Origin of the sequence: Paraburkholderia hospita (assembly GCF_002902965.1) — a bacterium.
GTDB classification, from domain to species: Bacteria; Pseudomonadota; Gammaproteobacteria; order Burkholderiales; family Burkholderiaceae; genus Paraburkholderia; species Paraburkholderia hospita.
The window spans coordinates 2,507,123-2,532,826 of sequence record NZ_CP026106.1 but is presented as its reverse complement, the minus strand read 5'-3'; the positions used below and the strand labels follow the sequence as shown (position 1 = coordinate 2,532,826).

The 25,704-nt window shown below is 60.5% G+C and carries 25 protein-coding genes; 9 read left to right on the top strand and 16 right to left on the bottom strand.

What is annotated here, in order from left to right; translation table 11 throughout:
- Positions 1–62 precede the first annotated feature (62 nt).
- Complete coding sequence (locus tag C2L64_RS29805) at positions 63–1,409, bottom strand: MFS transporter (protein WP_007581031.1); 1,347 nt, start codon at positions 1,407–1,409, stop codon at positions 63–65.
- 802 nt (positions 1,410–2,211) lie between these two features.
- Here C2L64_RS29805 and C2L64_RS29800 point away from each other — a divergent pair.
- From C2L64_RS29800 to C2L64_RS29790, 3 genes are read left to right on the top strand one after another with little or no spacing between them, the layout of a single operon-like run.
- Positions 2,212–2,805 (top strand): cytochrome b/b6 domain-containing protein, encoded by a 594-nt coding sequence (locus C2L64_RS29800; protein ID WP_039900314.1) that lies wholly within the window; start codon positions 2,212–2,214, stop codon positions 2,803–2,805.
- 2 nt (positions 2,806–2,807) lie between these two features.
- Positions 2,808–3,581 carry a molybdopterin-dependent oxidoreductase gene (locus C2L64_RS29795; protein ID WP_007581029.1) on the top strand — a complete coding sequence of 258 codons (774 nt, stop codon included), beginning with the start codon at positions 2,808–2,810 and terminating at the stop codon, positions 3,579–3,581.
- A 48-nt stretch (positions 3,582–3,629) separates the two neighbouring features.
- A complete protein-coding gene (locus C2L64_RS29790) occupies positions 3,630–4,244 on the top strand; it encodes a hypothetical protein (RefSeq protein ID WP_007581028.1) in 615 nt (204 codons plus the stop codon).
- 443 nt (positions 4,245–4,687) lie between these two features.
- On the opposite strand, the gene lpdA is transcribed toward C2L64_RS29790, so the two are convergent.
- Positions 4,688–6,088: a dihydrolipoyl dehydrogenase gene (lpdA, locus tag C2L64_RS29785; protein ID WP_039900312.1), complete on the bottom strand. Its 1,401-nt coding sequence runs from the start codon at positions 6,086–6,088 to the stop codon at positions 4,688–4,690.
- Positions 6,089–6,363: 275 nt separating this feature from the next.
- Between lpdA and C2L64_RS29780 the strand changes: the two genes are divergently transcribed.
- A complete protein-coding gene (locus tag C2L64_RS29780) occupies positions 6,364–7,344 on the top strand; it encodes a helix-turn-helix domain-containing protein (RefSeq protein ID WP_238554590.1) in 981 nt (326 codons plus the stop codon).
- Between the two features lie 89 nt (positions 7,345–7,433).
- On the opposite strand, the gene C2L64_RS29775 is transcribed toward C2L64_RS29780, so the two are convergent.
- The 5 genes from C2L64_RS29775 to C2L64_RS29755 form a co-directional block, all read right to left on the bottom strand.
- Complete coding sequence (locus C2L64_RS29775; RefSeq protein ID WP_007742123.1) at positions 7,434–7,940, bottom strand: DoxX family protein; 507 nt, start codon at positions 7,938–7,940, stop codon at positions 7,434–7,436.
- Positions 7,927–8,793 (bottom strand): HvfC/BufC N-terminal domain-containing protein, encoded by an 867-nt coding sequence (locus C2L64_RS29770; RefSeq protein WP_244212229.1) that lies wholly within the window; start codon positions 8,791–8,793, stop codon positions 7,927–7,929. The genes C2L64_RS29775 and C2L64_RS29770 overlap by 14 nt, the downstream gene beginning before the upstream one ends.
- A 7-nt stretch (positions 8,794–8,800) precedes the next feature.
- Positions 8,801–9,760, bottom strand: coding sequence for a hypothetical protein (locus C2L64_RS29765; protein WP_236674219.1), 960 nt, complete (start codon positions 9,758–9,760; stop codon positions 8,801–8,803).
- A 14-nt stretch (positions 9,761–9,774) separates the two neighbouring features.
- Entirely contained in the window at positions 9,775–10,716 is a 942-nt protein-coding gene (bufB, locus tag C2L64_RS29760; protein WP_007581022.1) for an MNIO family bufferin maturase, read from the bottom strand.
- Between the two features lie 64 nt (positions 10,717–10,780).
- Entirely contained in the window at positions 10,781–11,113 is a 333-nt protein-coding gene (locus C2L64_RS29755) for a BufA1 family periplasmic bufferin-type metallophore (RefSeq protein ID WP_007581021.1), read from the bottom strand.
- A 310-nt stretch (positions 11,114–11,423) separates the two neighbouring features.
- Between C2L64_RS29755 and C2L64_RS54235 the strand changes: the two genes are divergently transcribed.
- On the top strand, positions 11,424–11,579 hold the full coding sequence (locus C2L64_RS54235) for a hypothetical protein (RefSeq protein ID WP_165778903.1): 156 nt from the start codon (positions 11,424–11,426) through the stop codon (positions 11,577–11,579).
- A gap of 306 nt (positions 11,580–11,885) precedes the next feature.
- Here the strand turns inward: C2L64_RS54235 and C2L64_RS29750 are convergent, their stop codons facing one another.
- Complete coding sequence (locus C2L64_RS29750; RefSeq protein WP_007581017.1) at positions 11,886–12,845, bottom strand: catalase family peroxidase; 960 nt, start codon at positions 12,843–12,845, stop codon at positions 11,886–11,888.
- Positions 12,846–13,467: 622 nt separating this feature from the next.
- Between C2L64_RS29750 and C2L64_RS29745 the strand changes: the two genes are divergently transcribed.
- Together C2L64_RS29745 and C2L64_RS29740 are read left to right on the top strand one after the other, a co-directional pair.
- Positions 13,468–13,803 (top strand): PCI domain-containing protein, encoded by a 336-nt coding sequence (locus C2L64_RS29745; protein ID WP_039900363.1) that lies wholly within the window; start codon positions 13,468–13,470, stop codon positions 13,801–13,803.
- Between the two features lie 368 nt (positions 13,804–14,171).
- A complete protein-coding gene (locus C2L64_RS29740; protein ID WP_086908939.1) occupies positions 14,172–14,984 on the top strand; it encodes a MetQ/NlpA family ABC transporter substrate-binding protein in 813 nt (270 codons plus the stop codon).
- 43 nt (positions 14,985–15,027) lie between these two features.
- Here C2L64_RS29740 and C2L64_RS29735 read toward each other — a convergent pair whose 3' ends face one another.
- From C2L64_RS29735 to C2L64_RS29710, 6 genes are all read right to left on the bottom strand, one after another.
- The gene (locus tag C2L64_RS29735; RefSeq protein ID WP_007581010.1) at positions 15,028–15,906 is read right to left on the bottom strand and encodes an ABC transporter permease; all 879 of its coding nucleotides are present in this window, start codon (positions 15,904–15,906) and stop codon (positions 15,028–15,030) included.
- On the bottom strand, positions 15,903–16,895 hold the full coding sequence (locus C2L64_RS29730) for an ABC transporter permease (RefSeq protein WP_007581008.1): 993 nt from the start codon (positions 16,893–16,895) through the stop codon (positions 15,903–15,905). Before C2L64_RS29730 ends, C2L64_RS29735 begins: the two co-directional genes overlap by 4 nt.
- Positions 16,896–16,900: 5 nt before the next feature.
- Positions 16,901–18,616, bottom strand: a complete 1,716-nt coding sequence (locus C2L64_RS29725) for an ABC transporter substrate-binding protein (protein ID WP_007581006.1) — start codon at positions 18,614–18,616, stop codon at positions 16,901–16,903.
- The gene (locus C2L64_RS29720; RefSeq protein ID WP_039900309.1) at positions 18,558–20,258 is read right to left on the bottom strand and encodes an ABC transporter ATP-binding protein; all 1,701 of its coding nucleotides are present in this window, start codon (positions 20,256–20,258) and stop codon (positions 18,558–18,560) included. Before C2L64_RS29720 ends, C2L64_RS29725 begins: the two co-directional genes overlap by 59 nt.
- Positions 20,255–21,652, bottom strand: coding sequence for an LLM class flavin-dependent oxidoreductase (locus C2L64_RS29715; RefSeq protein WP_039900362.1), 1,398 nt, complete (start codon positions 21,650–21,652; stop codon positions 20,255–20,257). Before C2L64_RS29715 ends, C2L64_RS29720 begins: the two co-directional genes overlap by 4 nt.
- A 189-nt stretch (positions 21,653–21,841) precedes the next feature.
- The gene (locus C2L64_RS29710; RefSeq protein WP_007581001.1) at positions 21,842–22,660 is read right to left on the bottom strand and encodes a MetQ/NlpA family ABC transporter substrate-binding protein; all 819 of its coding nucleotides are present in this window, start codon (positions 22,658–22,660) and stop codon (positions 21,842–21,844) included.
- A 415-nt stretch (positions 22,661–23,075) separates the two neighbouring features.
- Between C2L64_RS29710 and cysK the strand changes: the two genes are divergently transcribed.
- The gene (cysK, locus tag C2L64_RS29705) at positions 23,076–24,053 is read left to right on the top strand and encodes a cysteine synthase A (protein WP_007580999.1); all 978 of its coding nucleotides are present in this window, start codon (positions 23,076–23,078) and stop codon (positions 24,051–24,053) included.
- A 233-nt stretch (positions 24,054–24,286) separates the two neighbouring features.
- Positions 24,287–24,646: a hypothetical protein gene (locus C2L64_RS29700; protein ID WP_039900308.1), complete on the top strand. Its 360-nt coding sequence runs from the start codon at positions 24,287–24,289 to the stop codon at positions 24,644–24,646.
- Positions 24,647–24,715: 69 nt separating this feature from the next.
- Here the strand turns inward: C2L64_RS29700 and C2L64_RS29695 are convergent, their stop codons facing one another.
- Together C2L64_RS29695 and C2L64_RS29690 are read right to left on the bottom strand one after the other, a co-directional pair.
- Positions 24,716–24,928, bottom strand: a complete 213-nt coding sequence (locus tag C2L64_RS29695; RefSeq protein ID WP_007580994.1) for a hypothetical protein — start codon at positions 24,926–24,928, stop codon at positions 24,716–24,718.
- A 264-nt stretch (positions 24,929–25,192) separates the two neighbouring features.
- Positions 25,193–25,699: a (2Fe-2S)-binding protein gene (locus C2L64_RS29690; RefSeq protein WP_007580992.1), complete on the bottom strand. Its 507-nt coding sequence runs from the start codon at positions 25,697–25,699 to the stop codon at positions 25,193–25,195.
- Positions 25,700–25,704: the final 5 nt, after the last annotated feature.

Genomic DNA, 25,704 nt, shown 5'->3' with positions numbered 1-25,704 from the left:
GAAAGCAAGGCGCTCTCAGCGTGCAGAGCAGGCTGAGAGCGCAATCGTGCGTAGTGTCGCGATTAAATGGGGTCGACTTCAGGGACGGAGGACATCGCGCCGTCTGGCGGCGCACGCCTCACATTGATGAGGCACACCGCGAGCATCGCGATGGCCCCAGGAATCGCAATTGCGATGAAATTCTGCTGCAGCGGAAGCGACTGACTCACAAGGAATCCAATCACGATCGGCGCCAGAATTGCACCGCTTCGTCCGACGCCCGACGCCCAGCCGATACCCGTCGACCGCGCCGCGGTCGGATAGAACTGGCCAGCGAACGCGTATGTGACGATTTGCGTGCCGATCGTCGACGCTCCGGCCAACCCAACGAGAAAGTACAACGCTTCGACGGGAACCTTGACTCCCAGCAAACTGATGGAAACCGCCGCCAGTCCATACATCACGATTAGCACGTGCTTGATGTTGAAGCGGTCTGCGAGCCATCCGCCGCCGATTGCGCCAATCATCGCCCCGAAGTTGAGAACGAGGACAAACGTGAGCGCAGAGCCGAGGCTATAGCCCGCGCTTGCCATCAGCTTGGTCAGCCACGAACTCAACGCGTAGACCATGAAGAGACACATGAAGAAGGCGATCCAAAGCATCACGGTGCTGGAGCCGCGGCCATCGGCGAAGAGTTGTTTGATGGGAGAGCCGGTTTCCGTGCCCTTCTCGTGCAGCGTGAAGTGATCGGCTTGCTGAGGGACGTAGGCCGGGTCGATTTTCGGAAGAATCTGCTTCAGCCTGGCCTCGCGCTGGTTGCGTACCAAGAAGGCCAGGGACTCTGGCATTAGCTTCCAGATGACCGGCGCAAGCAACGCGGGAATGCCTGCGGCGAGAAACACGGATTGCCAGCCGTAACGTTCGATCATCGCTTTCCCGACGAGCGCCGCAAGCATTCCGCCGATGGAATAGCCGCTGAACATCAACGTGACCATCGTGTTGCGGATTTTGCGTGGCGAGTATTCCGTCATCTGCGCAACCACGTTCGGCATGACGCCGCCGATTCCAAGGCCCGCGAGGAATCGCGCAATGCCGAACGTCACTGGATCGCCCGTCAAGCCCGCCGCCGCAGTGAAGATGCTAAAGAGCAACAGGCAAATGACGATCGCGGGAACGCGACCTATGCGGTCCGCGATAGTGCCGAGAAACACGGCGCCGATCATCATGCCGAGCAAGGCCGAACTCACCATGAAGCCGGCACTTGTCGGCGCGACGTTCATGTCGCGCATGATCGATGGCAACGCAATGCCGACGACCGCGAGATCGTATCCATCGAAGATGATGATGAGCGCGCACCACAGGAGCAGCAGAAGGTGGAACTTACTGAATCGGGCTTCATCGCAAAGCTTTTGAACATCGAGATGGCGCATGCTGTCTCCTTTCATGCTTGATTTATGGATCGTGTGCGGATGAGCGCGGTTCTGCGCACGCATTGCGTGAAACCGCGATGTGGGATTCTCTAGATGCGAGGGCTTGCTCGGCGCAGTGTCGTAGATCGTGACTGCCGCTAAGATCGTCTACGCAGAAGTGTGGCTGTGCTGCATGATGCCCCCATCTCCGTGACCTATCCCTTCAATTTATTTGTCTGGTAGCGGGCTCAGGATAGGCGAACCGCTGAAGCATCGTCCAATACTGTTTAAGTAGCGCCTGATACTCTTAGAGAATGGAGTGCGCGCTTAATATCAGGCGGAACATCATGCTTGGATAACGGCATCATATTCTTGGAGTCGGACGAGTCGCATTTACGGGATGCGAAATAAAAGTTCGGAAGATTTGATATCGCGCGTGCTTCGATTAGCAGTTGACGAATTTGCGTGCGACTCTCCTTGATCTCGTTCGCTCCCAGAATTCACGAACTTCAACAATAGCTGCCGATATTGGCGATGACCCAAGCGGGCACATCACGTTAATTGCCAACGCCGGCTTTTACATTCCATAGACGCATTTCCTCATGCGGCGGGACATCGCCTCTGGCGCCCATCGGTCGTTTGACCGATACCCTCGCTGCCGCCCACCTGCGATCCTCATCTTCAAGCCAACCGCGAGCCGCTGCGGAAACGTAGCGCCAGCTTCGGCGCGTTGAACCATGGCGCACGGACGACGCGCGCTCTATCGGCGCTCTCGCAGACTATCGCGCAACGTGCTTTCCATACCGTAGACAACGAGGTTTTCTTGAATCACGCCACGATTCATCCCGTATGGGTCCGCGCTTTCCACTGGATCAACGCAGCAGCGGTGATCCTTATGTGTATGAGCGGCTGGGAGGTGTATGAAGCGTCTCCTATCTTCGGGACGATACGTTTCCCGGCGGCTATCACGCTCGGCGGCTGGCTGGGCGGCGCACTGCTCTGGCACTTCGCGATCATGTGGGTATTGGTCGCCAACTTCGTCGCGTACCTGGCGTTGGGCGTCTTCACCGGGCGACTGCGCAGAACCATTTTCCCCATCACCTTTCGCGCGATTGCGACCGACCTTGTTGCTGCGCTGCGCGGCAAGCTCAGTCACAGCGATCTTGGCGCGTACAACGCTGTACAGAAGCTGGCGTATCTCGTCGTCATCGTCGACATTGCGCTGGTGATAGTGTCTGGCCTGACGATCTGGAAGCCGGTGCAGTTCCCGGTTCTGCGGACGCTGATGGGTGGCTTCGATAACGCACGCATCGTCCATTTCGTTGCGATGAGCGTGCTCGTTGGTTTCTTCGCGATCCATGTCGCCATGGTTGCGCTCGTGCCGCGATCGCTGCTTACCATGATCCGGGGCCGCTAACCATGGATTCAGATAAAGACGTGCGGACGCTCGACGCCGCATCCATCATCAAGGACGCGCAGAAGGAACTGGGTTCGTCTTCGCGGCGTCTCTTTGGCAAGAGAATCCTGACGCTGGGCGGCCTCGCGCTATTGTCGGGTTGCGATCTGACGAACGACAGGTCGGTGAACAACCTGCTACGCACGATGTCCTCGTTTAACGACGACGCGCAGGCGCTACTCTTCGATCGACGCGAACTCGCGCCGACGTATCCGGACTCGATGATTACGCGCCCATTTCCGTTCAACGCGTTCTATGACATCGATCAGGTACCGGAGGTCGATGCACAGACGTGGCGGCTCGAACTCACAGGTCTCGTCAAAGGCCGGCGCGTGTGGACGCTTGGCGAGCTGAGCGCACTGCCGCAACGCAGCCAGGTGACGCGGCATATCTGTATCGAAGGCTGGAGCGCGATCGGCAAGTGGGGCGGCGTGCGCTTCTCGGATTTTCTGTTGCTGGCCGGCGCGGATACCACGGCGAAATACGTCGCGCTGCATTGCGCCGACAACTATTGGACGAGCGTCGACATGCCAACGGCGCTGCATCCGCAGACGCTGCTGACGCTGACCTATGACGGCAACGTTCTGCCTGCGAAATACGGCTTTCCAATGAAGCTGCGCATCCCCACCAAGCTCGGCTACAAGAACCCGAAACATATTGTCGCCATTACGGTGACGAACGAATTTCCCGGCGGCTACTGGGAAAACCAGGGCTACAACTGGTTCGGCGGATCCTGACCCGCACGCCGCAGACATTTTCAATCACATCACACAAACGGAGTCCCTATGCCCATTCGTTTCAAGCTCGCTGCTTCCTTCGTCGCGCTCACGCTTGCCAGCGCATCGTTCGCTCAATCTCCGGCTGCGAAGCCCGAACGTATCCGTGGCGACATCGTGTCGTTCTCCGGTAATACGTTGACGGTGCATCGCCGCAGTGGCGAAACCGTGACGATTGCCATGAGCGACGCGTCGAAGGTTAGCGCCGTGAAGCCGATCCAGCTCGCCGATATCAAACCGGGTTCCTATGTCGGCGCAGCGGCAACGCCCGGTCCCGACGGCAAGCTGACTGCGAAGGAAGTGCTGGTCTTCCCCGAGGCTGCGCGCGGTACGGGGGAAGGTCACTATGCATGGGATCTCGGCGCTAACAGCTCGATGACGAATGCAAATGTGGACACGGTTGTCGAGAGCACGAGCGGACGCGACCTGAAACTCTCGTACAAGGGCGGCAGCAACTCGATCACGGTGCCGGCCAACGTGCCCGTCGTGACGCTCGCGCCCGCCACGCGTGCTGATCTGATCGCGGGAAAGAAAGTGTTCGTGGTGGCAGCGCCGGCCAACGGCGGGAGCTACGGTGCGCAATTCGTCGTGGTCGAAAAGGACGGCGTGGCGCCGCCGATGTAAATGAGCCTTGCGTGGCGGTACTGCTTGAGGTCGGTGGAGTAGGGCGCTTTAAAAACTTGGGCCTGTACGTCCGAGCCAGGCATGAACTGTTGCAGGAGATCGACGGCCTCGCGTGACGATGGCTCCCTCGGTGCCTCGTACCTCGCGAGTCTCCCGACAAGGTCGCCGTCGACGACGGCACAAGACCTGTGCCAGCAGATGGCAACTGATCGGCAACCAGCGCATTTTTTAACGCTTGCACATGCGCTGATTTAACACCTGATTGACCGCAGATTCGGCTGTTGCGGTCAAGGTTGGTTCGCCACGACAATGTCGCGCTCTCTAGTTGATCGTCAATCCGCCATTGCCTCCGGCATATTCAACAAGATCACGATTCCGATAGTCAAGCTGCGCCGGAATTTCCAGGGACGCAGGCGTTCCGCGCAGCACGGTGAGGCGACGCGCTAGATGTGTGTCGCCCATCCGCCTGCCGCCATCGCGGCCTGACGCAGCGCCTCTGACCAGGCGGGGAAAGGGTGACAGATGTGCGCAAAGTCTTCGCACAGCATGGATGCTTCCATTGCAATTGCCACTTGTGAAATCAGATCGGCCGCGCCCGGACCAATGAGATGAGCACCCGCGATCCGATTCGTTCGGGCTTCAACGAGCAGCTTGACGAACCCCTCGGCGATTCCGTCTATCGCGGCACGCGCGTTGGTCGCGAGCGGAAAGTAGCCGACTTTATATGGAGCTCCCACTCGCACAAGCTCGTCCACCGTTTTGCCGATCATCGCGACTTCCGGCCTTGTATAGAGGACATAGGGAATCGACGAATAATCGACGAACCCAGGCAGGCCAGCGATCCGTTCAGCGCAGGCTACTGCTTCCTCTTCCGCCTTCGATATCAGCATTGGGCCTACCGCGGCATCGCCGACGGCCCATATAGCCGGGCCTCTTTGTGCAAACGCTTGCTGAAGTAATGCGCCTTGCGCACCCGCTTGTACACCGATGCCCGCAAGGTTGAGCCCGCCCGTCGATGGCCGCCGGCCAATGGCGACCAGAACGGCGTCTGCATCGACGGTAGTGATTGTGCTGGATGTCGCCGTGCGCAATTGAATCGAAACACCGCTGGCACGCTTGTCGACGCCGATCACATCACTGCACAGCCTGATCGCGATGCCCTGTTGCTTGAGTGAGCGCTCCAGCGCAGCCGTCACGTCGCGGTCGCACCAACAGCATATGCGGTCGCGCTGTTCAATGAGCGTCACGCGTGAGCCGAGGCGGCGCCAGATCGAGCCGACTTCGACGCCGACGGCGCCCGCGCCAATAATGGCGAGATGCCGCGGTACACGGTCGAGCGATAGCGCGTCGTCGGAATCGAGAATCTTCACATGATCGAAAGCGGCAAACGGCAGTGGAATGGGCTCGGAACCTGTTGCAATAACGATGGATGCGCCGCGTACGGTTCGCCGTGCGCCCTCCGCATTTCGGATTTCGACCTGCCCAGCCGCAGCCAGCTTCGCATGTCCATGGATGAGCGTTACCCCTTGCTTGTGCAGCAGGCTGTGAACACGCGTCGACATCTTGTCGACGATTGCCTTTTTGTGGGCCATCATCTGCGCGAGATCAAGCGTGGGTGCACAGCCAATCCCTAGCGCGGTGAAGCTCCCCTTGTCCATCAGGTCATATATTTCAGAACTGCGTAACAAGACTCGGGAAGGAATGCAGCCGGTCCGAATGCCCATTCCGCCAGGGCGCGATGCCCGTTCGATACAGGCGACAGACAAACCCAACTGGCCCGCTCGAATAGCAGTGTTATAGCCGCCCGCGCCGCACCCGATGATGACGACATCGAAATGGTCCATCAGCTTTGCGCCTTTGACTCACAACAGCGAGGATGAACGAATGGATGGGGAAATCGTCCTCGGACAGGTCCGGCATGGCCTCGACATACAGAGGTGCTTCAGGCTATCAGGGCGGGCGAAAGCTGGATTGAACACTCGTGCTGACTTTTGTCGATGCTTGACGAGTGGAATGTGCACGGTTATATCGAACATCGAGACATTGATAGCGACAAACATAACTCGCCCTATGGCTCCACTGGTTTTTCCATTCTGGAATATTGGCGTGTTAGCATTCTTTGCCGAGCCAGATCACAGCTAACAGCAGGCTCACCGGGCACTGTGACATGTCAACGACTTACCAAACTGCCGACAACCCCGTAACGATCGATGAGATCGTTCACGTGCTGTCGCATCGTCCCACAGCAACCACTCGTGAACGGGAGTGGTCGGGAGTGACAGTGGACATGTACGCTCCGCTCCACAATATCTCCGAACGGTATCCCGCCCTCGATCATCATCTGATCTGTTATTGCCCTTCGGGGAGTGCGCGTCTCGTTCAGGGGCGCGATGGAGCCGTTCACGAATGTCTGATTACTTCCGGCGTCTCGATGCTCATGCCGGCCGGGTGCGATTCGCTTTGGGAGGGGAGTGCTTCCGCGACCGCGCGATTGCGTATTCCCACTGCGCTCGTTGCATCTGCCGGCGAGCAGATTGGACGCCAGAGTACGACGCGGATAGAAATCAGAAATGTGTTCGAGACGCGAGACCCTGTCATCGAACACATCGCGCGAGTTCTCATCGGGGAACTCGACCGCAAGCCTCATCCCGCACAAACGCTGATAGTCGATCACGTGTCCTTTGCGCTGGCGGCGCATCTGCTTCGAAGCTACAACGCATTCGAACCGGTCATTCCACGGGAACATCCCGCGTTGACCAGAATGGAAGTTGCGCGCGTTACCGAATACATCGAGGAAAATCTCGACAGGTCGATCGGACTCGACGAACTTGCGGGCATCGTGAACGTGGGGCGTTTCCACTTCACCCGGCTGTTCAAGCGCAGCACGGGTATGACCGCGATTGGCTTTGTCGAGCAATGCCGGATTCGTCGCGCACAGTCGTTGCTACTTGAGACGGACATTCCGCTGTCGGAAATTGCACTCATGACGGGCTTTTCAGACCAGAGTCATTTCACCCGTCGTTTTCATCGTCATACGGGTTGCACGCCGGCTGCGTTTGCACGAGAGCATGGACGGCGACGACGTGTATTGAAAGGGTAGTGCTGCGGCACCGGCGCATGAACGCGTCTACCGTGCAATCAGCTCGTAACCGGTACGCACTACCGTTTGCTCAACGGTAGAAGCCAGAATCATCGAGCCGCGACTGGCGGGTTGAGGATGCGCACTAACAAATGATCCAGCGACAGTGGGCCTGGTCCAAGGGCCATGATACCCACGGCGAGCGACGCCCAATTGAGATGAAAATTTGCCCAGCCGTCGGGGAATACGAGCTGGATGACGCCCGTCATCACAAGCAGCGCAAGCCCCGCAAAGCGGGTTGCGAATCCCAATACGAGCAGAACCGGGAGCGTGACTTCTGCCATTGCAACGATAAGCGCGACTGCGTCAGGGGCGGGAAATGGGTATGCACCGTCCAGGATGTGCACCTTGAACTGGTTTTCGAACAGGAAGAGCGTAGCGGGCGAAATGGACAGCACACCGTCCCAACGGGTGAGACCTGAGCGAAAGAAAGGGAGGGCTAGAGCAATCCGCAGCAAGGGCGGTGCAACGATCCAGGCGAACTTCTGAATCAGCTCTGCGGCCTTACGGACCCTCGGCGCGAGACGGCCTTTCGTTGGTGCGCTAAGCTGACTCATCGATACCTCGCAGGTGGCCGGAATCAGAGGCCCGTGGGCTCAATCCGACAATCGCACCGATCATGAACAGATCTCGCAGCGCACCGGCCAGATCGAAATCGGCATGATCGTCGAGTGCGAGCGTCGTTGCTTCATTCATTGAGTGGTTGGCCGCAATGGCGTGGATAAAAGCTGCCGCGCCGACAGGCAGTCTGCGAACCTCGACCTCGGCGTGTGGGCGCAGGACGAGCGCATCTTCGCCGCCGATGGTGATGTCGACCCCGGTCGGCTTGCCTCTGTCGATGTTCATCTGCCATATCTGGACGACAGGGATGCAGGATCGAACGACCCGTGCCGATGGATGCAGCGTGAGGCGCAGATGCGGAAGGCTATCGGCATCGATCGTGGCAAGAACAGCGTGATCTATGGGAGAGACCTCTGCGGCGTGATACGCCTCGGCCCACGCCCGCTCGAGTCGAGCGACATCATGCAGATATGGCATGCTGTTCGCCGGTCGGAACGCCTCGATGAAGTCTGGAAACGTTCCGCCATAGTCAAGCATGACAGGGGATTCCGGTGGTTGGCGCGAGACGTAAATTCGGGCCATCGCCGCAAAGAACTCATCTCCGACGATACGAAGCACAGCGGGAAACGCAGCCTTTAATGCGTCGACGAGCCCGACCACAACATTGTTGCGATATACATTGAAGCGCTTTTCGCTGGGTTGTCGATCGGGGCCGACCAGGCCGGGAGGCACAGGCATAGCCGGATACAGCAATGCCGAAGCGAAGTGCTTTTGCCGCTCGAACAAGGAATGAGAATTCAGGGGTATGCGGGCGGACGCGGGAGGTGGTTTTAGAAGAACCATGGCCATTGTGCCTTCAGGCCCGGGCCGAACGTTGAACCACATTCGTCCACAATTCGCGGAGACTGTCGACACCACCCGCCGTCGAACTCCAAAGCGTCGTATCACTCACCAGAAGGGTGCCGGCAAACGTGTCTGGGCGTGATTGGAGGAGTGCATCGAAAGTTGGGCGGTCACTTGCGAAAGGGTGCGGTGGAGCGCTCGTGTCGATGCGCTGATGGGCGAGGACATCGAGTTTGTCGAACGCCTCGCCAAGGCGCTCGAGCTGCGGCAGATGTGGATGCAGATTGAAAGTGCTGACTTTCTGAAGCAGGCCGAGGCGGTCAAGCGTGGTATCGACTTCGATCGGCGCTGGCGTGCCATCCGCTTCGGCTGCCGGTCGAAGCCCGAAGCGATTTTCCACAGGTACACCAAGTCCAGCGAGAAGCGAGCGCGCGAACTCTCCGAACCGTTGCCGTGGCGGAATCGTCGTGTCTCCATGGTGCAGGAATTCGACGATGTGACGTTGCAGCTGCTCGCTTTCCGGAAGATGCGCGACATCGCCGATGTCGTGGTGCGGACAAACAAAGGCGAGATGATCCGGATGGTCGAGGAACGTGCGGAGCGCTTCGATCTCGTCGCTCTGCGCAGTCTGGGCTGTTCTCTGGGAATCGAAGCTGATGACTATCAGCGTGTCGATTCCAGCGAGAAGACGTGCGTTGAGTGGCGTGATTTTTCCGTCGTCCGTGACGCGCTCGATTTCCGCGACGCGTTGACCTGTTAGCGATGCCGCCAGATCGACGAAAGCGGTGAAATTGCGCTTCATGATGTGATCGAGAAAGCCGGCGATACTCTGGTCGAACTGATGCGGGTCCGCGAGTTCATGAAATCTCGGGAAGACCATCCTGCGGCTTTCGAAGAGCGTCGGAAATCGATCCTCTATCACCTGAAGCGGCGCGCCCGTTTCGCCTGGCCGACTCCACGCGTAATAGACCATGATGTGCCGTTTGATCATAGCGTTGGTATTCCCGCTGAATTGCGCTGCCGTACAGTGAGCGAGGGCAGCGCTGTCGCCATTTCGACCGTTGCTGGGCGCGTGGCGGCCTTGATAATCGTGTCGGACAGCTCTGCTTCTGCTGCGAGGGTTGGCCAGTCGGGCACGTTTGCGTCCCATTCGATCAGCGTTGGCATCGGACCGGTCTTGCCGATTGCGTATGCGAAGAGGTCCCATACAACGCGTGCAATGTGACGGTCGTGCGTATCGATGAGCAGCGGGCGACGCCGTTCGTCCGCCTCCTGCGCGTGGCCGGCGAGATGAATCTCCTGCACGGCCGCGAGCGGGTACGCATCGATATACGTGAGCGGGTCCCATTGTTGATTGATCGACGCGAGATACACGTTGTTGACGTCAAGAAGGAGACCGCATCCCGTTCGCCGCGCGACTTCGGCAATGAAGCCGGTCTCCGGGTACGTACTTTCTTCGAACGCCAGATAGGTCGATGGGTTCTCAAGCAAGATCTGCCGCCCGAGTACTTCCTGTAGTTCGTCTACGTGATCGACGATGCAAGTCAGGCTTTGCGCAGTGTAGGGAACGGGAAGCAGATCGTTGAGAAAACCGCAGTCGTGACCGGACCAGGCAAGGTGCTCCGAAAACAGCGCGGGCTGATATCGGGCGATGAGTCTTTTCAGCCGTAGCAGGTGATCCCGGTCCAGAGGTCGGTCCGCGCCTATGGACAACCCGACGCCATGAATGGACAGAGGGTAGGACTCGCGTATCGCCGACAGGAATCGATGCGGCGGGCCACCTGCACCCATGTAGTTTTCCGCGTGCACCTCGAAAAAGCCGATATCCGGCCGCGATTCGAGGACTGCTCTGTAATGTTCGGCCTTGAGCCCAACCCCGGTGCGCGTCGGCAGGCGGCATCGAGCATTGGGCGAGAGTGACTCTGACATATCCGGGCATTGTTCCAGAGAGAACTGCGTGGCCAGGCTTACGCGGCCTGACCACATGTCGATATCAGGCCTTGGGAGACAGGCTTCCAGGGCCGTTCGGCGTAGACATGGTTGTGCAGGTTCCCTTGGGCACCAGCTTGAATGCGTTTCCTTGATTGTCGGTCGTGCTCGTCCCGGCACAGGTCGTACCTGCGCCCGCGTAGCAATCGTTTTGCCCCTTGAGCGCCGTGCCGAAACAGGGTTCGACCTTGCCCGATTTGACGAGCACTGTGTGCTCCGCCTGAATCTTCTTCTGGGCGGCAGTGAATTCTTCTGCGCTCGCGGAGGCAGCCGTCAGTGCAGCGAGGGCGGTGGCGAATGCACCAACGACGAGAGTTGTGGTTTTGTAATCGCTCATACGGTTTCTCCAACATTAAGAGGGAACAGCTATCACGACATCGCGAGCCAGCGGGTGCCGGTGCGTGCGATACGCACACTGCCCGCGGCCGGGCCCGTGCGATGGGCGACCGATGAAGTGCCGCTGCATAGCCAGCATACGGAGATGACGTCGCTGGAGATTGCACAGGCTTGTCCCGTTTGGTACTGGATTGCGCGTGGTGCGCGAAGACCGTTGAGTTGGGAAGGCAGGAGCGCATTGCTGCAAACGGGAACGCGTTCCGCTGCTCGTTGCGCTCTTCGCTGAGATTAATGCGCTTGTGCTCGTCGCGATGATCGTTGCGTTCCTGCTGCACGAGGCAACGGCGCTATGGGATGTGAACTTCGCGACGAGCATGCGAACCGTTTTCCCCGTCGAGCAACATGTGCTTAGCTTTCTGGAAATGATGCTGTTGCCTGTTCTGACGAGCGTCGCAGTGCTGCATTAGGACCAGATCGAGTCGCTGCTCGCCGTCGGACATCACTGGCCGGAATGGAATCTGGTCTGGAAGCGAGTGCGCTTGTGATCTCCGGGCACGCGGCAATCGGCGCGATACTGCCAGCGGGCACGCCGGAGCGCGATCATAGTTTTACGATGCTTGCCTATATAGAGCCCGGGGCGTCTCCATCGAATCGTTCGTCAGAGCAGGTTGCACATGGTAGTGCGTGTGCCAGACCGCGTTCGATGTCGCCCAGGCACGACGCGGCCCAGCCATGTCTGCCTGAAACGCGGGCACGTCGAGCCCCGCGTGCGCTCATCGGCTGCGTCGCGCGAACGCCACCCCATATACCTCGGACCTGATCACGGGCATCCTGTCGTCGGAGAGCTCAATTCCGTCGATCAGGTCGGTCGGCAGGAACAGCAAATCCTTCTGCACTTCCCGGCTGTCGTCACGGACCTTGTGAACTGTCAATACGCCCAGGTCCACCACCTGACGATCATTGGGCCAGGGCTGGCTTGGATCTTTGGTCTGGTCGCCGGGTTCGGCAAGCTGGGCGGTGAAGTGAAATTCGACCGGCCTGTTCGCAATGCGCTGCGGCAGGTCGTCGACAAGAAAATCGAGCGGTTGTCTGGCGGCCTCGTCAGCCGTCAGATACACGAGTTCTTCCGGCTTCATGATGTAGCGCACCGCCTGCCTGCGCCCGGCCTTGTCGACGAAGATAAAGGCGTTGAGGCCACGATATTCCTCGTGCGCAAAACTGTCCGGCGTGCCCGCAGTATTGAAGGCCGCAGGAACGGTCGGGTGGCTGGCCGCGAATTCATCCAGCTTCGTCGGCTTCGGTGCATCTTCGGGACTCTCGCTGATGGCCGCCAGCAGATCGCGAAACCCCTCGCCGGTCGCCATCGGGAAGGTCTTCACCGCCAGCATCACGATATTGACTTCGGCCCCGCCAGGCAGATGGAACTTGACGGCCATTCCCTTGATGTTGCCTGGGGCACCGTCCGGGATGGCCGGAAAGCCACCGTCGTTCGAAAAGCGCACGGTGAAGGGAATGCTGCTGCCGTCGAAGAGCGCGGCGTGGCTCAAAGCCGCCGCAGCGGGCGTGGCGACAAAGCTGCCTTCCGCGACGATGCCTTTCGCGTGGTTGACGCGAAAGCCCGGATGGGTACCGTAGATCTTGTAGAAAATGTCGACAATCTCGCTCGCGAGGGAGGCATAGTTGCCGTCGGTCGATTCGTGGGCTGAGAGGCTTTCCTCCGATGCATGATTCATCTAAAACCTCCAAAGCAATTGAGTGGTGTTTGCGGGCAATCGGACTCACACGTCTACTCTAGGCGCTGTGGCGTCGCATACGAATTTCCGGGATGGACAAACACTTATGAATCAGAGGAAAAGGTGTCGCGCGGCGAGCGATGACGCCTTTTTGACCGTCATGTATGCGCTATGCACGGACCAAAACTGTTCCTCAGGGCATCTGGCTTTAAGAGTTGATGGCTCGACGCGCGAAAGGCGCCGGATCCATACAGTGCCGGAATCCGGCCGTACGTCCCTGCAGGGACCTAAAGTTGTCGTCCACAAACGGAACTTCGGTCGCCCGAGTCGATGGCGGAATCGCGCGCCGGCTCAGTCCGCGTTGCTGAAACTCAACCGGTACATACACCACCGAGCCGCAAGAGCAACTACCATAATCGCGGCGACTACGAAAACGAACTTCATACAGCCTTCCTGGGCCGATCGGGCCCATGCTCCTATGACGACGTGCTGGCATTTCATAACGATATCGAAACTCGGTCTTTCCAGGATTTTGTAGACCCTGCCATGCTTCCACTCGGGCCGCGTGCAAGTTCAGCGCACGGCGTTCATTCCGAAACTGTCGGGGTTGACCTTTATGAGCATGAATCCGCTGATCGATAGCTTGATGCTGAAAATGCGACACAACCGAGTCTATACCGCCGTAACCTTCGCCCGTCTGTTCGGCGTATCGGAGAAGACAGTGGAAGCCGCGCTCGCCACGCTGATTGACGCAGGTAAGGTGCGCACCTGGGCTAACGCGCGGCGCGATGTTGGCTACTGTTTGACGGGCACCACACCGATGTCCAGTTCGACGGTGCTCTCGGAGGCAACGACGGTAGCCACGCCGCGTTTGATACGCCGCGTAGATGGTCCGCTTACAGGCTATGACAGGGAACTCGATGCGCATCGTTCGCTTGCCATGCTCGTGCGCCGCTGAGGTTTCAGGGGCGCTACGCTTAAGCGCACGGAGTACTCGTCCGGCCACGGGGCGAACCAACGCCGGAAGTGCCTCAACGTTGCGGCACACCTTTCCACGTCGGCAATTTCACACCGTGCTAGCCGATCAGAAACGTGGACGCGACGTTGGTCTGCTGACAGACATCCACCAGCATCTTCATCTTTCGCGTTGGGCATGAGTCCGCCCGGGACAGCATTGGGCTAAGACGCTAATCCAGAAAAACATAGATTGATTCATTGGTTTGGCTTTGGCTAACCGATTCGTAAGCTTGTGGCGCATCACGAATAACAACTGCTACGGCAATTGCTTCGCGTCCATGCAGGCGCGAAGCGCGAAAGGAGAGCCAGATGAAAACGTTTCGTCCATTGGGAGCCAGCCTGCTGGCCGTCGCGATCAGCGCAGTGCTCGCATCTCATGCGTACGCCGCGGATCCGGGCAAGCCCGAGATCCGCTTCGGCGCGACAGCCGGTCCCTACTCGGACCAGATTCGCTACGGTATCAAGCCGCAGTTGGAGAAGGAAGGCTACAAGGTGACGATCGTCGAGTTCAGCGACTATGTTCAGCCGAATCTCGCGCTCGCCGACGGCGCGCTCGACGCCAACGCATTCCAGCACGAGGTGTATCTGAAGAAGTTCTCGGCCGATCACAAGCTTGCGTTGTCGGAACTCGTGAAGGTGCCGACAGCGCCCATCGGGCTATACAGTCACAAGCACAAGCGTCTCGACGAGCTGAAGGACGGCGCGACCGTGTCTTTGCCGAACGACGTCACCAACCAGGCGCGCGCAATCATTCTGCTGCAGCAGCTCGGCTGGGTGACGCTCAAGGCGGGCATCGATCCCGTGAAGTCGTCGGAGCGCGATATCGCGTCCAATCCGCACAACATCAAGCTCGTGCCGCTCGAGGCCGCGCAGTTGCCACGTTCTCTGGATGACGTCGACTACGCCTTCGTGAACGGCAACTTCGCGCTCGCAGCCGGCTTCAAACTCACGGATGCCCTGCTGCTCGAGAAGATTCCGCCGTATTACCTGAACCTCGTCGCGGTGCGCACGGCCGACCTGAACAAGCCGTATGTGACGGACATCGCGAACGCCTATAAATCGGCGGAATTCAGGCGCGTGATCGATCAGCGTTTTGCGGGATTCTCGAAGCCGTCGGAGTGATGCGGGCGGGCGTGGCCTTGTGCGTGGATCGGAGGGGGCGCATTCAGGGCCGCAGCGCTTCGACCGCTTCTTGCGCAGATGCTGCGTCGGCGCGGCGGTTTCTGGATAGCCGCGGATTGAACGTGGCGTGCAACGCATCGCTCAGCAGATTGAGCGCCAGTACTGTCAGCGCGATCGCCGAGCCGGGCACCGCGATCATGTACCACGCAGTACGCAGCGCTTCGCGCCCGGTGCCGACCATCGAACCCCAGCTCACGACGTTCGGATCGCCGAGCCCGAGAAACGACAGCGCCGCTTCGGACAGGATCGCATTGGCGACGAGTAGCGCGGTGGAAACGAGGATCGGCGTGAGCGCGTTGGGCAGAATCTCGATGAAGATCAGATGCGCGTCGCTTGCCCCAAGCGCCACGCTAGCGCTGACGAACTCACGCTCGCGCAACACGATGAACTCGCCGCGCGTGAGCCGCGCGATGCTCGGCCACGCCGTGACGCCGAGCGCGAACACGATGGTCGAAAGCGAGGGCGTGAGAATGGCGACGAGGATGATGGCGAGCAGAAACGGCGGCACGGTCTGGAAGAATTCGGTGATCGCCATCAGCGTCTGGTCGATGATGCCGCCGAAGTAGCCCGCGACGCCGCCGATCAGCACGCCCAGCACGAGCGCGATGAGCGCGACCGTCGTCCCCACGTAGAGGGACACGCCCGCACCATGAAACAGCCCGGCGAGCAGATCGCGTCCCATCAGGTCGGTGCCGAGCGGATAGGCGTGGTCGGCGCCGGGCCATTGATAGGGTGCGGCGACCATATCGAGCGGATCGCCGGGGAAGAGCCAGTTGGCCGATAGCGCCGCGAACAGCGCCAGCGCGAGCAGGATCACGCCGACCAGCGCGGACGGCTGGCGCAGGAAATGGAGCAGTTTCATCGACGCGACCTCGTACGCGGATCGACCAGCCCGTAGAGCAGATCGACGATCAGATTGAGCAGGACCACCAGAAACGCGGAAAGCAGCAGCACGCCGACCAGCAAATTGACGTCGCGGCTTTTGATGGCTTCGAACGACAACTGTCCGAGCCCCGGCCAGCCGAACACCGTCTCCACGATCACCGAGCCGCCGATCAGCGCGCTGCCTTGCAGACCGAGCATCGTCAGCACGGGCAGGACTGCATGGCGCACCGCGTGACGCGTCGTCACATACCAGGGCCGTCCGCCTTTCGCGCGCGCAGTGCGGATGAAGTCTTCCTGCAGCGTCTCGATCATCGAGGCCCGCGCGAGGCGCGCGAAGATGGCCACGTAATACAGTACGAGCGTCGCAGCAGGCAGCACGAGGTGGCGCAGATGATCGAGCAGCAACGCGACGCCGTGATGCGCGACGTTGGTGTCGGCGACACCACCGATCGGCAGCCATTCGAGATGCACGCCGAAGATCACGATCAGCATCAGCGCGGTCCAGAACATCGGCGCCGAATAGCCGAGGGTCGCGAGCGTGGATACGAGCATGTCGACGAAACCATGCGGACGGCGCGCGGCCAGCACGCCGAGCAGCAGCCCAAGGCTCACGGAAACCAGCAGGGCCGTGCCGATCAGCGCGAGCGTGGCGGGCAGACGGGCGAAAATCAGCGTCGCTACGGGTTCGCCGAAGCGAAACGAGAAGCCGAGATCGAGCCGCACCGCATGCTCGACATAATGCAGCAACTGCCACACGACGCTCTGATTCAAACCATATGCTTCGCGCAACTGCGCCACGTATTGCGGCGACACGTTGCCGCTCTCGCTCGCGATGACATCGACGAGATCGCCGGGCATCAGCTTGAGCAGCACGAAGTTGAGCACGGTAGTGCCGAGCAGCACGAGCACGAGCTGAATCAGCCTGCGCCCGATCTTGCGCGAAGCGAGCGCCGATGTGAGCTGCATGATGATTACGCCTTGTCGAACCAGACTCGCGCGAAGTTGGCGCGCGAATGGCTGGCGGTGTCGGTGACGTTGCGCAGGTTTTTCGCCCATACGCCGAACCAGCGAAACTCGAACAGATTGATGAGCGACAGGTCGCGCTGCGCGATCTTCTGCAACTGGACGTACAGGTCGCGCCGTTTGGCCGGATCGGTTTCCGTCTGTGCGGCTTCGATCACGCGGTCCATTTCGGGGCTCGCGTAGCCGGAGGCGTTGAACCACGGCGTGCCATTGGAAGCCGCTTTCGACCAGTAGTGCTGCTCGATGCCGATCTGCGGATCGAGGCCGTCCGTGCCCCAGCTACTGATGAGCTGGAAGTTGTAGTCGGTGAAGACGTTCTTGATCCAGGTCGGCAGATCCTGCCCGCGCAGATTGACGTCGATGCCGACGCGGCGCAGCGCCTGACGCACGAATTCGCCCGTGCGGCGATAGTCGTCGCCATACGGGATGAAATCGTGATCGAGCTTGAAGCGCCAGCCGTCCGCTTTCTTCGGGAAGCCGGCTTTGTCGAGCAGTGCCTCGGCGCGCTTGGGATCGTACGCATATTGCTGCGTATCCGGTGTGTAGAACGACTTGACGAGCGACGACTCCGGCCCCGTCGCGGGCACCGCATAGCCGCCCCAGACGGTCTTGACCAGCACGTCGCGATTGATCGCATGCGCGATGGCCTGACGCACTTCGAGTTTGCCGAGGATCGGATCACGCAGATTGGGTTCGAGCCAGAGCCACGCCGCGTAGCCGTTATAGCCCTCGCGCGAGACGATGAGATTGGGCAGCTTCGCAAGGCGGTCGGCATCGGCGAAGGTCACCGGGTTGCGTTCGCCGTATTGCGCCGCGCCCGTTTCGAGCGCGGTGGCGCGGCCCGAGACGTCCGGCGTGATCTTCCATGTGATGCGGTCCAGATAGGGCTGACCCGGCGCCCAGTACTTCTCGTTTCGATCGAGCACGATGCGGTCGCCGCGCGCCCATTCCGTAAACTTGAACGGACCGGTGCCGACTGGCTTGTTGTTGTACGGATTGTTGCGGATGTCCGTGTTCTCGTAGAGATGCTTCGGCAGAATCGGCGTGCCCAGCGAATCGAGAATGCCGAACGTCGCGGGCGTCGATTTCGACAGATGCAGTACGACCGTATGCGCGTCCGGCGTGTCAATCTTCGTCAGGTATTGCAGCACGCGCCGCGACGCCGGGCTGATCTTGAGCCACACTTCCTCGGCCGAGAATTTCACGTCGGCGGAGGTAAAGGGCTGCCCGTCGTGCCACAGCACGTTCTGGCGCAGTTTGAAGGTCCATGTCAGGCCGTCTGGCGATACGTTCCAGCTCTCGGCGAGCTGCGCACGCGGCTTCAGATCGGGACCGTACTCGATAAGGCCATCGAAAATCTTGCTCGCCACCGCGCCGATCATGGTCGCGGAGTTGACGAAGAACGCGAGCGTCGGCGGCTCCGGGTGGATGACGGCCGTGAGCGTGCCGCCGCGTTTCGCGCCGTTCAGCGTGATGGGCGTCGTTTCCGTCGTGGCCCAGGCTTCGCCCGTAAACATGAACGGCGTCGCCGCGCCCGCAAGCAGCGCGCCGGCGCCCTTGAGCAGTTTGCGCCGCTTCAGATCGGCAACCGCGGCTCCCAGCGGATCATCGCGGAACAGGAGTGTCGAAGTCGAAGGTGGCTGCTGCTTGCTCTTGAAAGTCACGATCAATTTTCCTTGTGTCGAGTGAGAATGGGGCCTGCGATGACGGCACGGCGTCGATCAGGGTGCGCGTGTAGGCGTGTTGCGGCGAAGTCCAGATGGAGGCTTGATCTCCGCGTTCGACGATGCGCCCCGCCTGCATCACCAGCACGCGATCCGCGATGTAGCGGACCACCGAAAGGTCGTGCGAAATGAACAGCAGTGCGAGGCCGAGCTCGTGCTTGAGATCGACGAGCAGGTCGAGAACCTGCGCCTGGATCGAGACATCGAGCGCGGACACGGGCTCGTCGCAGATGACGAGCTCGGGTTCGAGTACGAGCGCGCGGGCAATGCCGATGCGTTGCCGTTGCCCGCCGGAGAATTCGTGCGGATAACGCCGCAGCGCCGATTTCGGCAAACCGACCGCGTCGACGATGCGGCGAATCTTCGCGTCGCGTTCGCGCCGGTTGGCGACGCCGTGAATCGCAAGCGCATAGGCGAGCGTGCGCTCGACGGTATGACGCGGATTCAGCGAGCCGTACGGGTCCTGGAAGATCATCTGCACACGCCGGCGATACGGCCGCAAGGCGCGCCGCCTGCGATGCGTGATGTCCTCGCCGTCGAACACGATGCGGCCGCCCGAAGGCTCGACGAGCCGCGTCAGTGCGCGCGAAAGCGATGACTTCCCGCATCCCGATTCGCCCACCAAACCCACGGTCTCGCCCGCGCGAATGTCGAAGGTCACGCCGTCGACGGCACGCACGCCGTGGTAATCGACGGTGATGTCGCGGGCCTCCAGCAGCACGGGGGCAGGCGTGTGGGCAGCAGGCCGTGACACTGCGCGCGGCGCGTCCGTGAGCCGCACGTCGCGATAATGCAGACCGGCGCCGAAATGCAGCGATGCGCCGAGTAGCGCGCGGGTGTAGGGCTGCGAGGGCTGCGCGAACAGCTGCGTGCTTGCCGCTTCCTCGACCTTCGCGCCGTCCTTCATCACGACCACCCGATCCGCCCAGCGCCCGACCACGCCGAGATCGTGCGTGATGAGCAGTACGGCCATCGACAGTTCGCGGCGCAGGCGGTCGATCAGCTCCAGAATCTGCGCCTGAATCGTGACGTCGAGCGCGGTGGTCGGCTCGTCGGCGATCAGCAGGCCGGGACGGCAGGCGACGGCGATCGCGATCATCACGCGTTGCCGCTGCCCGCCGGACAGTTGATGCGGATAGTGCACGAAGCGGCGCTGCGGCTCGGGCAGGCGGACGAGTTCGAGCAGTGCGAGTGCTTCCTTGCGCGCGGCCTGCGCCGACATCGGCCGATGCAGCGTCAAGGCTTCCGCGACTTGCTTGCCGATGGGCTGAAGCGGGTTCAGCGAAGTCATCGGCTCCTGAAAGATCATGCTGATGCGATTGCCGCGCACTGCGCTCCATTCGCGTTCGCTTTGGCCGAAGAGCGGCTTGCCCTCGAAGCGGAGCGCGCCTTGCACATGCGCCTGGCCGGGCAGCAGGCCCATCGTCGCGAGGGCGATGGTGGATTTGCCGCTGCCGGATTCGCCGACCAGCGCGACGATCTCGCCGCGCGCGACGGTCAGATCGAAAGGCCGCACCGCGGCGTGCGCGCCGAAGGACACACTCAACTGGTCTATCTGGAGAAGGGGCGACGGGGCGTTCATGTCACTTGCGCGGCCGTGACGTTCGACAGATCGCGAAAGCTCGCGCCCGTGTGCCGCGGTCCGAGTCGTGCGCCTTCGCCGAAGAGCTTTTCGCGCAGCGTCCCCTGCGCATATGCAGTCTTGTAGATGCCGCGCGATTGCAGTTCGGGAATGACCAGATCGATGAAATCCTCGTAGCTTTCCGGCATCACCGTGCGCGTGAGGTTAAAGCCGTCGATATCGGCTTCATCCACCCACGCTTGCAGCGCGTCGGCCACCTGCACGGGATCGCCGACGATCGTCGTATAGCGGCCGCCCAACTGCATCTGTTCGAGCAGATGTCGCACGGTGACGCCGCGCTTGCCGTCGGTCACGCGCTGCACCGACGATTCGATGCCGCGTCCCTTGTGGCCGCCGGGCGGGGCAAGCTCGTCGTCGGGTGCGTAGGTGGAGTAGTCGATGCCGCTGCCCGCCGCAAAGTGTGCGAGCCCCGCCTCGGGGCTGGCATGGCGCGCGTATTCGGCGAATTTCTCCTCGGCCTCTTTCTGCGTGCGCCCGACCACGACGGTGATGCCCATGATGATCTTGAGATCGGCCGGGTCGCGTCCAGCTTCGGTGGCTTGCGCGCGCAGCGCGTCGACCAGCTTGCGCGTGCCAGCCTTGCTCTGGCTCGACACGAACACGCACTCGGCGTGACGCACGGCGAACGCCTGGCCACGCCCCGATGACCCCGCCTGGAACAGCACCGGGGTGCGTTGCGGCGAGGGTTCGCTCAGGTGATAGCCGTCGACGTCGTAGTAGCGGCCATGGTGATGCACCTTGCGGATCTTCGCGGGATCGGCGAATACACGTCCTTCGCGGTCGCGCAGCACGGCGTCGTCCTGCCAACTTCCTTCCCATAATTGGTAAAGCACTTCGAGATACTCGTCGGCGCGCTCATAGCGCTCGTCGTGCGGGATCATCTCGGTGCCGCCCATGGCGCGCGCGGCGCTGTCGAGATAGCCCGTCACGATGTTCCAGCCGATACGGCCTTCCGTCAGGTGATCGAGCGTGGAGAAGCGCCGCGCTAGCAGATAGGGCGCCTCATACGTGAGATTCACCGTGATGCCGAAGCCGAGATTCTGCGTGGCGGCTGCCATCGCGGAGACGAGCATCATCGGATCGTTGACGGGCAACTGCACCGATTCCTTCAGCGTGACGTCGACCGATTGCTGATAGATGTCGTAGACGCCGACGATATCCGCGATGAACAAGCCGTCGAACAGGCCGCGCTCGAGCAGCTTCGCGAGATCGGTCCAGTAAGAGAGCTTCCGATAATCGGTGGAACGATCGCGCGGATGCGTCCAGAGGCCATGATTGATATGGCCGACGCAGTTCATGGTGAACGCGTTCAGAATGATTTGCTTCTTGCTCATGGAAGGGCGTGCGGCGGAACGAAGGTGGATCACGTCAGCGAAGCCGGGCGGCAGCGCTGGCGTGACCCGATGAAACGCGTAGCGTCCCACAGATAGGCCTGGCGGCTAACCATCAAATGCGTATTTGCATTTCAGGTGCGTCGCTGCCCGGTGATGGCGCGTGCTGGGGCGGCGATTCCCGCCTGGCGCTCAGAAAGCCGGAATGATTGCGCCTTGATAGCGCGACAGAATGAACTGCTTGACTTCAGGCGACTGATAGGCGGAAACCAGCTGCTGCACCCAAGGCTTGTTCGCATCCTGCTCTCGCACGGCGATCAGACATGCGTAGACGCTTGAGCCGTTCTCAACGAGGATCGTGTCCTTTGTCGGATTGAGGCCGGCCTTGATCGCGTAGTCCGCGTTGACGGTGGTGGCGTCGAAGTCGTCGAGCGTGCGCGGCAGTTGCGCGGCGTCGACTTCCTTGAAGCGAAAATGCTTCGGGTTCGCGGTTATGTCGAGCGGCGTCGCGTTGATGCCGGTGACGGGATCGATTCCTTGCCGCAGTTTGATGCTGCCCGCCTTCTGAAGCAGCAGCAGAATACGGCTTTCATTCGCGGGATCGTTCGGTATGCCGATGGTCGCGCCGTCCGGCAGATCGGCGAACTTCCGGTAGCGCTTCGAATACAGACCGATCGGCCCAATCCATGTACGGCCGATCCCGACGAGCTTATAGCCGCGCGCGCGAACCTGCGAAGCGAGAAAAGGCCGATGCTGGTAGCTGTTCGCATCGAGGTCGCCTGCGTCGAGGGCCGCGTCCGGCTGGATATAGTCGTTGAACGACACGATCCGGATATGCAGTCCATAGTCGCGCTCAGCGACTTTTTTGACTGCCTCGAAGATTTCTTCGTGCGGCCCGCTCGTCACGCCGACCCGCAGCACTTGCTCCTGAGCGTGTGCGGTGCCGGTTACGATGATAGCGAGCAGCGCCCAACGGAGGATGCGCAGAAACGGGAATGAGAGCGCTTGCACGATGAACGGATACCTGTCCAGGAAAGGTTGGCGAATGCGGTCATTCTATTGACGTGTTCCGTTTCCACTAATCAATCGCTTCGCATAACCTTATGCCGGCCCGACGAGCTCGCGTCGACACCGCTCCCATCTTGCTCTCAAGCAGCGCTATGCAGCCGATCGCAGGACCGCATGTAACAGCGCGCTCGCACCGGCCTCGGCCCAACCCGGCGTGATTGCTTCGGCCTCGTTGTGGCTCACGCCATCGACACTCGTGCGCAAAGGGCACAGGTGCGTAATCGAAGATCTGCTCGAACGTCACATCTGCTGCTTGTTTGGATGAAGCGCCTGGAATCGGAAGTGCGAATGCTTGACTCTGTAGACCGCCGCTCTACACTAAGTCCACTTTTGCCTATCGGCATAGGAGCAAAAAAACATGGCACGTTGGTTCGAAGACAACTCGCGCTCCATCGGTCACACGCCGCTGGTCCGTCTCAACCGTTTGACGGATGGCGCGCCTGCGACCGTTCTGGCAAAAATCGAGGGCAGAAATCCGGCCTATTCTGTGAAGTGCCGCATTGGCGCCGCGATGATCTGGGATGCAGAAGCTCGAGGGCTACTCGGTCCCGGCAAGGAAATAATCGAACCGACGAGCGGCAATACGGGCATTGCTCTTGCGTACGTGGCGGCGGCCCGCGGAATTCCGCTTACGCTCACTATGCCTGAGACGATGAGCGTTGAAAGGCGCAAGCTACTGATCGCGTTCGGGGCGACGCTAGTGCTGACGGAGGGCGCGCGCGGCATGCCCGGCGCGGTGGCAAAGGCCGAAGAAATTGCTGCCGGGCAGCCCGACCGTTACGTTCTGCTTCAGCAGTTCAAGAACCCAGCGAACCCCGCCATACACGAAAAGACAACCGGTCCGGAAATCTGGGACGACACCGATGGCGGCATCGACATTCTCGTTTCGGGCGTGGGCACGGGCGGCACGATTACGGGCGTGTCGCGCTTCGTCAAGCAGACCAAAGGGAAGCCGATACTATCCGTGGCGGTAGAACCGGCTGCGAGCCCGATCCTCACACAGGCGCGAGCGGGTGAGCCGCTCCAGCCTGCGCCACACAAGATCCAGGGCATCGGTGCCGGATTTATTCCCGACGTTCTGGATCTCGCTCTCGTCGACGCCATCGAACAGGTCACCAACGAAGAGTCGATCGCATACGCCCGACGTCTTGCTAGCGAAGAAGGGATACTCTCCGGGATATCTTCAGGTGCGGCCGTCGCGGCTGCCGTGCGGCTCGCGAAGCGTCCGGAGCATTCAGGCAAGACGATCGTCGTCATTCTGCCCGACTCCGGCGAACGATACCTGAGCACGGTTCTCTATGAAGGTCTTTTCGACGCGCAGGGAATCGGTTCGTGACCTGGGGCAATGCCTGTGACGCAGTGCGTAGTCGAGCCGCGCCGACGTGGTTCGACACATTGGGCACTTCATAAGCAGTTTCAAATTCGGGAGTAGGCCCGGCACGTCTGTGCCGATCCAATGCGACATTGGCCCTGCACGCAGCGAAAGACGCATCGCAAGCGAAGGGCTCATTGATTCGTATGTATCGACATGTCTGCTGCCGGATCCTCTTTTGTGGCCAGGAGATTTGAATGCCGACGTACGCCATAGCACGACAATCTCTGATGCGAGTCGCCGGTTTGCTGACCGGACGATTCGATAAAGATGCCCATATTGTCGAACATGAAGCGCTCGACGGAACGCCTGCCGGGTTGACGGTCAATAACCCACGCGGACCCAATACACCGGCTATCGCACTTCTTTTCCAGAACGATCTGCTCGACAAATACGAAACCCTGACGGGTGTCGCGCAGGCTGACTTTGGCACCCGTTGCAACTCGAAGGTAGTCGGTGCATTGCTGATCTACGAACGTATTCGCGCTGTCGACGAACTCAAACCGCAGGATACGTATGTGATTCAGTTCGGTGAAGAGCTTCTGCGTCTCATTTGAGCCCGACACTCGCAACAGGCAATGCCAGGTGCCACTGCCGCCGGGAGCAGGAAGCGACCTGAAAAGCGGCTAACGATGCCGAAGTTCGTGCAGTGCGTAGATAGCCGCGAGCACGCCAACGAGCACCGCCGCTACCGACAACGATTCATCGAACTGGCCAGTGGACGCCGATAGCTTCGCATTGCACCAGAGTCCTATCCCCGCTAGCGTGACGAGCAGGCCAAATGCGAGCCCCCACACCGGGCCCGCCTTGTGCGAAGCGAGTTTGTGAGAAAGCTTCATCGTTAGTCTCCCTGCGTCGATCTACAGCTGCCGGGCGGTGTCCCGAGTCATGATGGCAGCGTACCGTCCCGTTCAGCGCCGCTGCTGGTCGGGTAAGTCTGCGAATGTCACAACACTTCTACAAGAATACCGTATATACCGTTTATGAAAAAATATGTGTTTGTCGGGTTCATTGCGGCTTGAGAGCTGACGAAGCGTGAGGTGCCCAGCGGGTCGACATAGCGACGGAAGAAAGTGAAGGACTATGCGCCGACCGGCGAGGGGCTATGGGGCAATTTTGCTGATCTGTACATACAGCCTTAGGGTGTTAGCGAGCGGGGCAACCGACGACTGCTGAAAAACATATGCGCTGGATGAGATCTCGTGGAAGCGTGCGCGCCCGGTTTCCGCATCTACGACGGTAGGCTGCCTGCCGCGGGGCAACGACTTCAGGAACGCCGTGGCGCTTATGATCTGGTCGCTTTGGCAGTAGCCACACTGGGCGACGTCGTACTTGACCCAGGCTGCGTGCACGATGGCACCGACCTTGTCGCTGCCGTCGGTGGTGGCTTCGGTGGTGGTGATCTGCTTGCCCTGGGCCACCAAGATCGGTGTAACGCAGGAGCGGATGGCCTGCCCGTCCAGATGCACGGTGCAGGCGCCGCACAGCGCGGCGCCGCAACCGAACTTCGTGCCCGTCATGCCCAGCGTGTCGCGCAAGGCCCAGAGAATGGGGGTGTCCGGGGCGACGTCGACCGTGTGCTCATGGCCGTTGACGTGGAGCGTGCTCATGATGG

Excerpts from the sequence above, each read along its gene's own strand:
- C2L64_RS29715 (WP_039900362.1), bottom strand. The coding sequence starts at position 21,652 with ATGAGCAAGAAGCAAATCATTCTGAACGCGTTCACCATGAACTGCGTC.
- C2L64_RS29805 (WP_007581031.1), bottom strand. The coding sequence starts at position 1,409 with ATGCGCCATCTCGATGTTCAAAAGCTTTGCGATGAAGCCCGATTCAGT.
- C2L64_RS29700 (WP_039900308.1), top strand. The coding sequence starts at position 24,287 with ATGCCGACGTACGCCATAGCACGACAATCTCTGATGCGAGTCGCCGGT.
- C2L64_RS29765 (WP_236674219.1), bottom strand. The coding sequence starts at position 9,760 with ATGGTCTATTACGCGTGGAGTCGGCCAGGCGAAACGGGCGCGCCGCTT.
- lpdA (WP_039900312.1), bottom strand. The coding sequence starts at position 6,088 with ATGGACCATTTCGATGTCGTCATCATCGGGTGCGGCGCGGGCGGCTAT.
- C2L64_RS29695 (WP_007580994.1), bottom strand. The coding sequence starts at position 24,928 with ATGAAGCTTTCTCACAAACTCGCTTCGCACAAGGCGGGCCCGGTGTGG.
- C2L64_RS29795 (WP_007581029.1), top strand. The coding sequence starts at position 2,808 with ATGGATTCAGATAAAGACGTGCGGACGCTCGACGCCGCATCCATCATC.
- C2L64_RS29755 (WP_007581021.1), bottom strand. The coding sequence starts at position 11,113 with ATGAGCGATTACAAAACCACAACTCTCGTCGTTGGTGCATTCGCCACC.
- cysK (WP_007580999.1), top strand. The coding sequence starts at position 23,076 with ATGGCACGTTGGTTCGAAGACAACTCGCGCTCCATCGGTCACACGCCG.
- C2L64_RS54235 (WP_165778903.1), top strand. The coding sequence starts at position 11,424 with ATGATCGTTGCGTTCCTGCTGCACGAGGCAACGGCGCTATGGGATGTG.
- C2L64_RS29730 (WP_007581008.1), bottom strand. The coding sequence starts at position 16,895 with ATGCAGCTCACATCGGCGCTCGCTTCGCGCAAGATCGGGCGCAGGCTG.
- C2L64_RS29745 (WP_039900363.1), top strand. The coding sequence starts at position 13,468 with ATGAATCCGCTGATCGATAGCTTGATGCTGAAAATGCGACACAACCGA.
- C2L64_RS29775 (WP_007742123.1), bottom strand. The coding sequence starts at position 7,940 with ATGAGTCAGCTTAGCGCACCAACGAAAGGCCGTCTCGCGCCGAGGGTC.
- C2L64_RS29690 (WP_007580992.1), bottom strand. The coding sequence starts at position 25,699 with ATGAGCACGCTCCACGTCAACGGCCATGAGCACACGGTCGACGTCGCC.
- C2L64_RS29770 (WP_244212229.1), bottom strand. The coding sequence starts at position 8,793 with ATGGCCATGGTTCTTCTAAAACCACCTCCCGCGTCCGCCCGCATACCC.
- C2L64_RS29740 (WP_086908939.1), top strand. The coding sequence starts at position 14,172 with ATGAAAACGTTTCGTCCATTGGGAGCCAGCCTGCTGGCCGTCGCGATC.
- C2L64_RS29735 (WP_007581010.1), bottom strand. The coding sequence starts at position 15,906 with ATGAAACTGCTCCATTTCCTGCGCCAGCCGTCCGCGCTGGTCGGCGTG.
- bufB (WP_007581022.1), bottom strand. The coding sequence starts at position 10,716 with ATGTCAGAGTCACTCTCGCCCAATGCTCGATGCCGCCTGCCGACGCGC.
- C2L64_RS29790 (WP_007581028.1), top strand. The coding sequence starts at position 3,630 with ATGCCCATTCGTTTCAAGCTCGCTGCTTCCTTCGTCGCGCTCACGCTT.
- C2L64_RS29720 (WP_039900309.1), bottom strand. The coding sequence starts at position 20,258 with ATGAACGCCCCGTCGCCCCTTCTCCAGATAGACCAGTTGAGTGTGTCC.
- C2L64_RS29750 (WP_007581017.1), bottom strand. The coding sequence starts at position 12,845 with ATGAATCATGCATCGGAGGAAAGCCTCTCAGCCCACGAATCGACCGAC.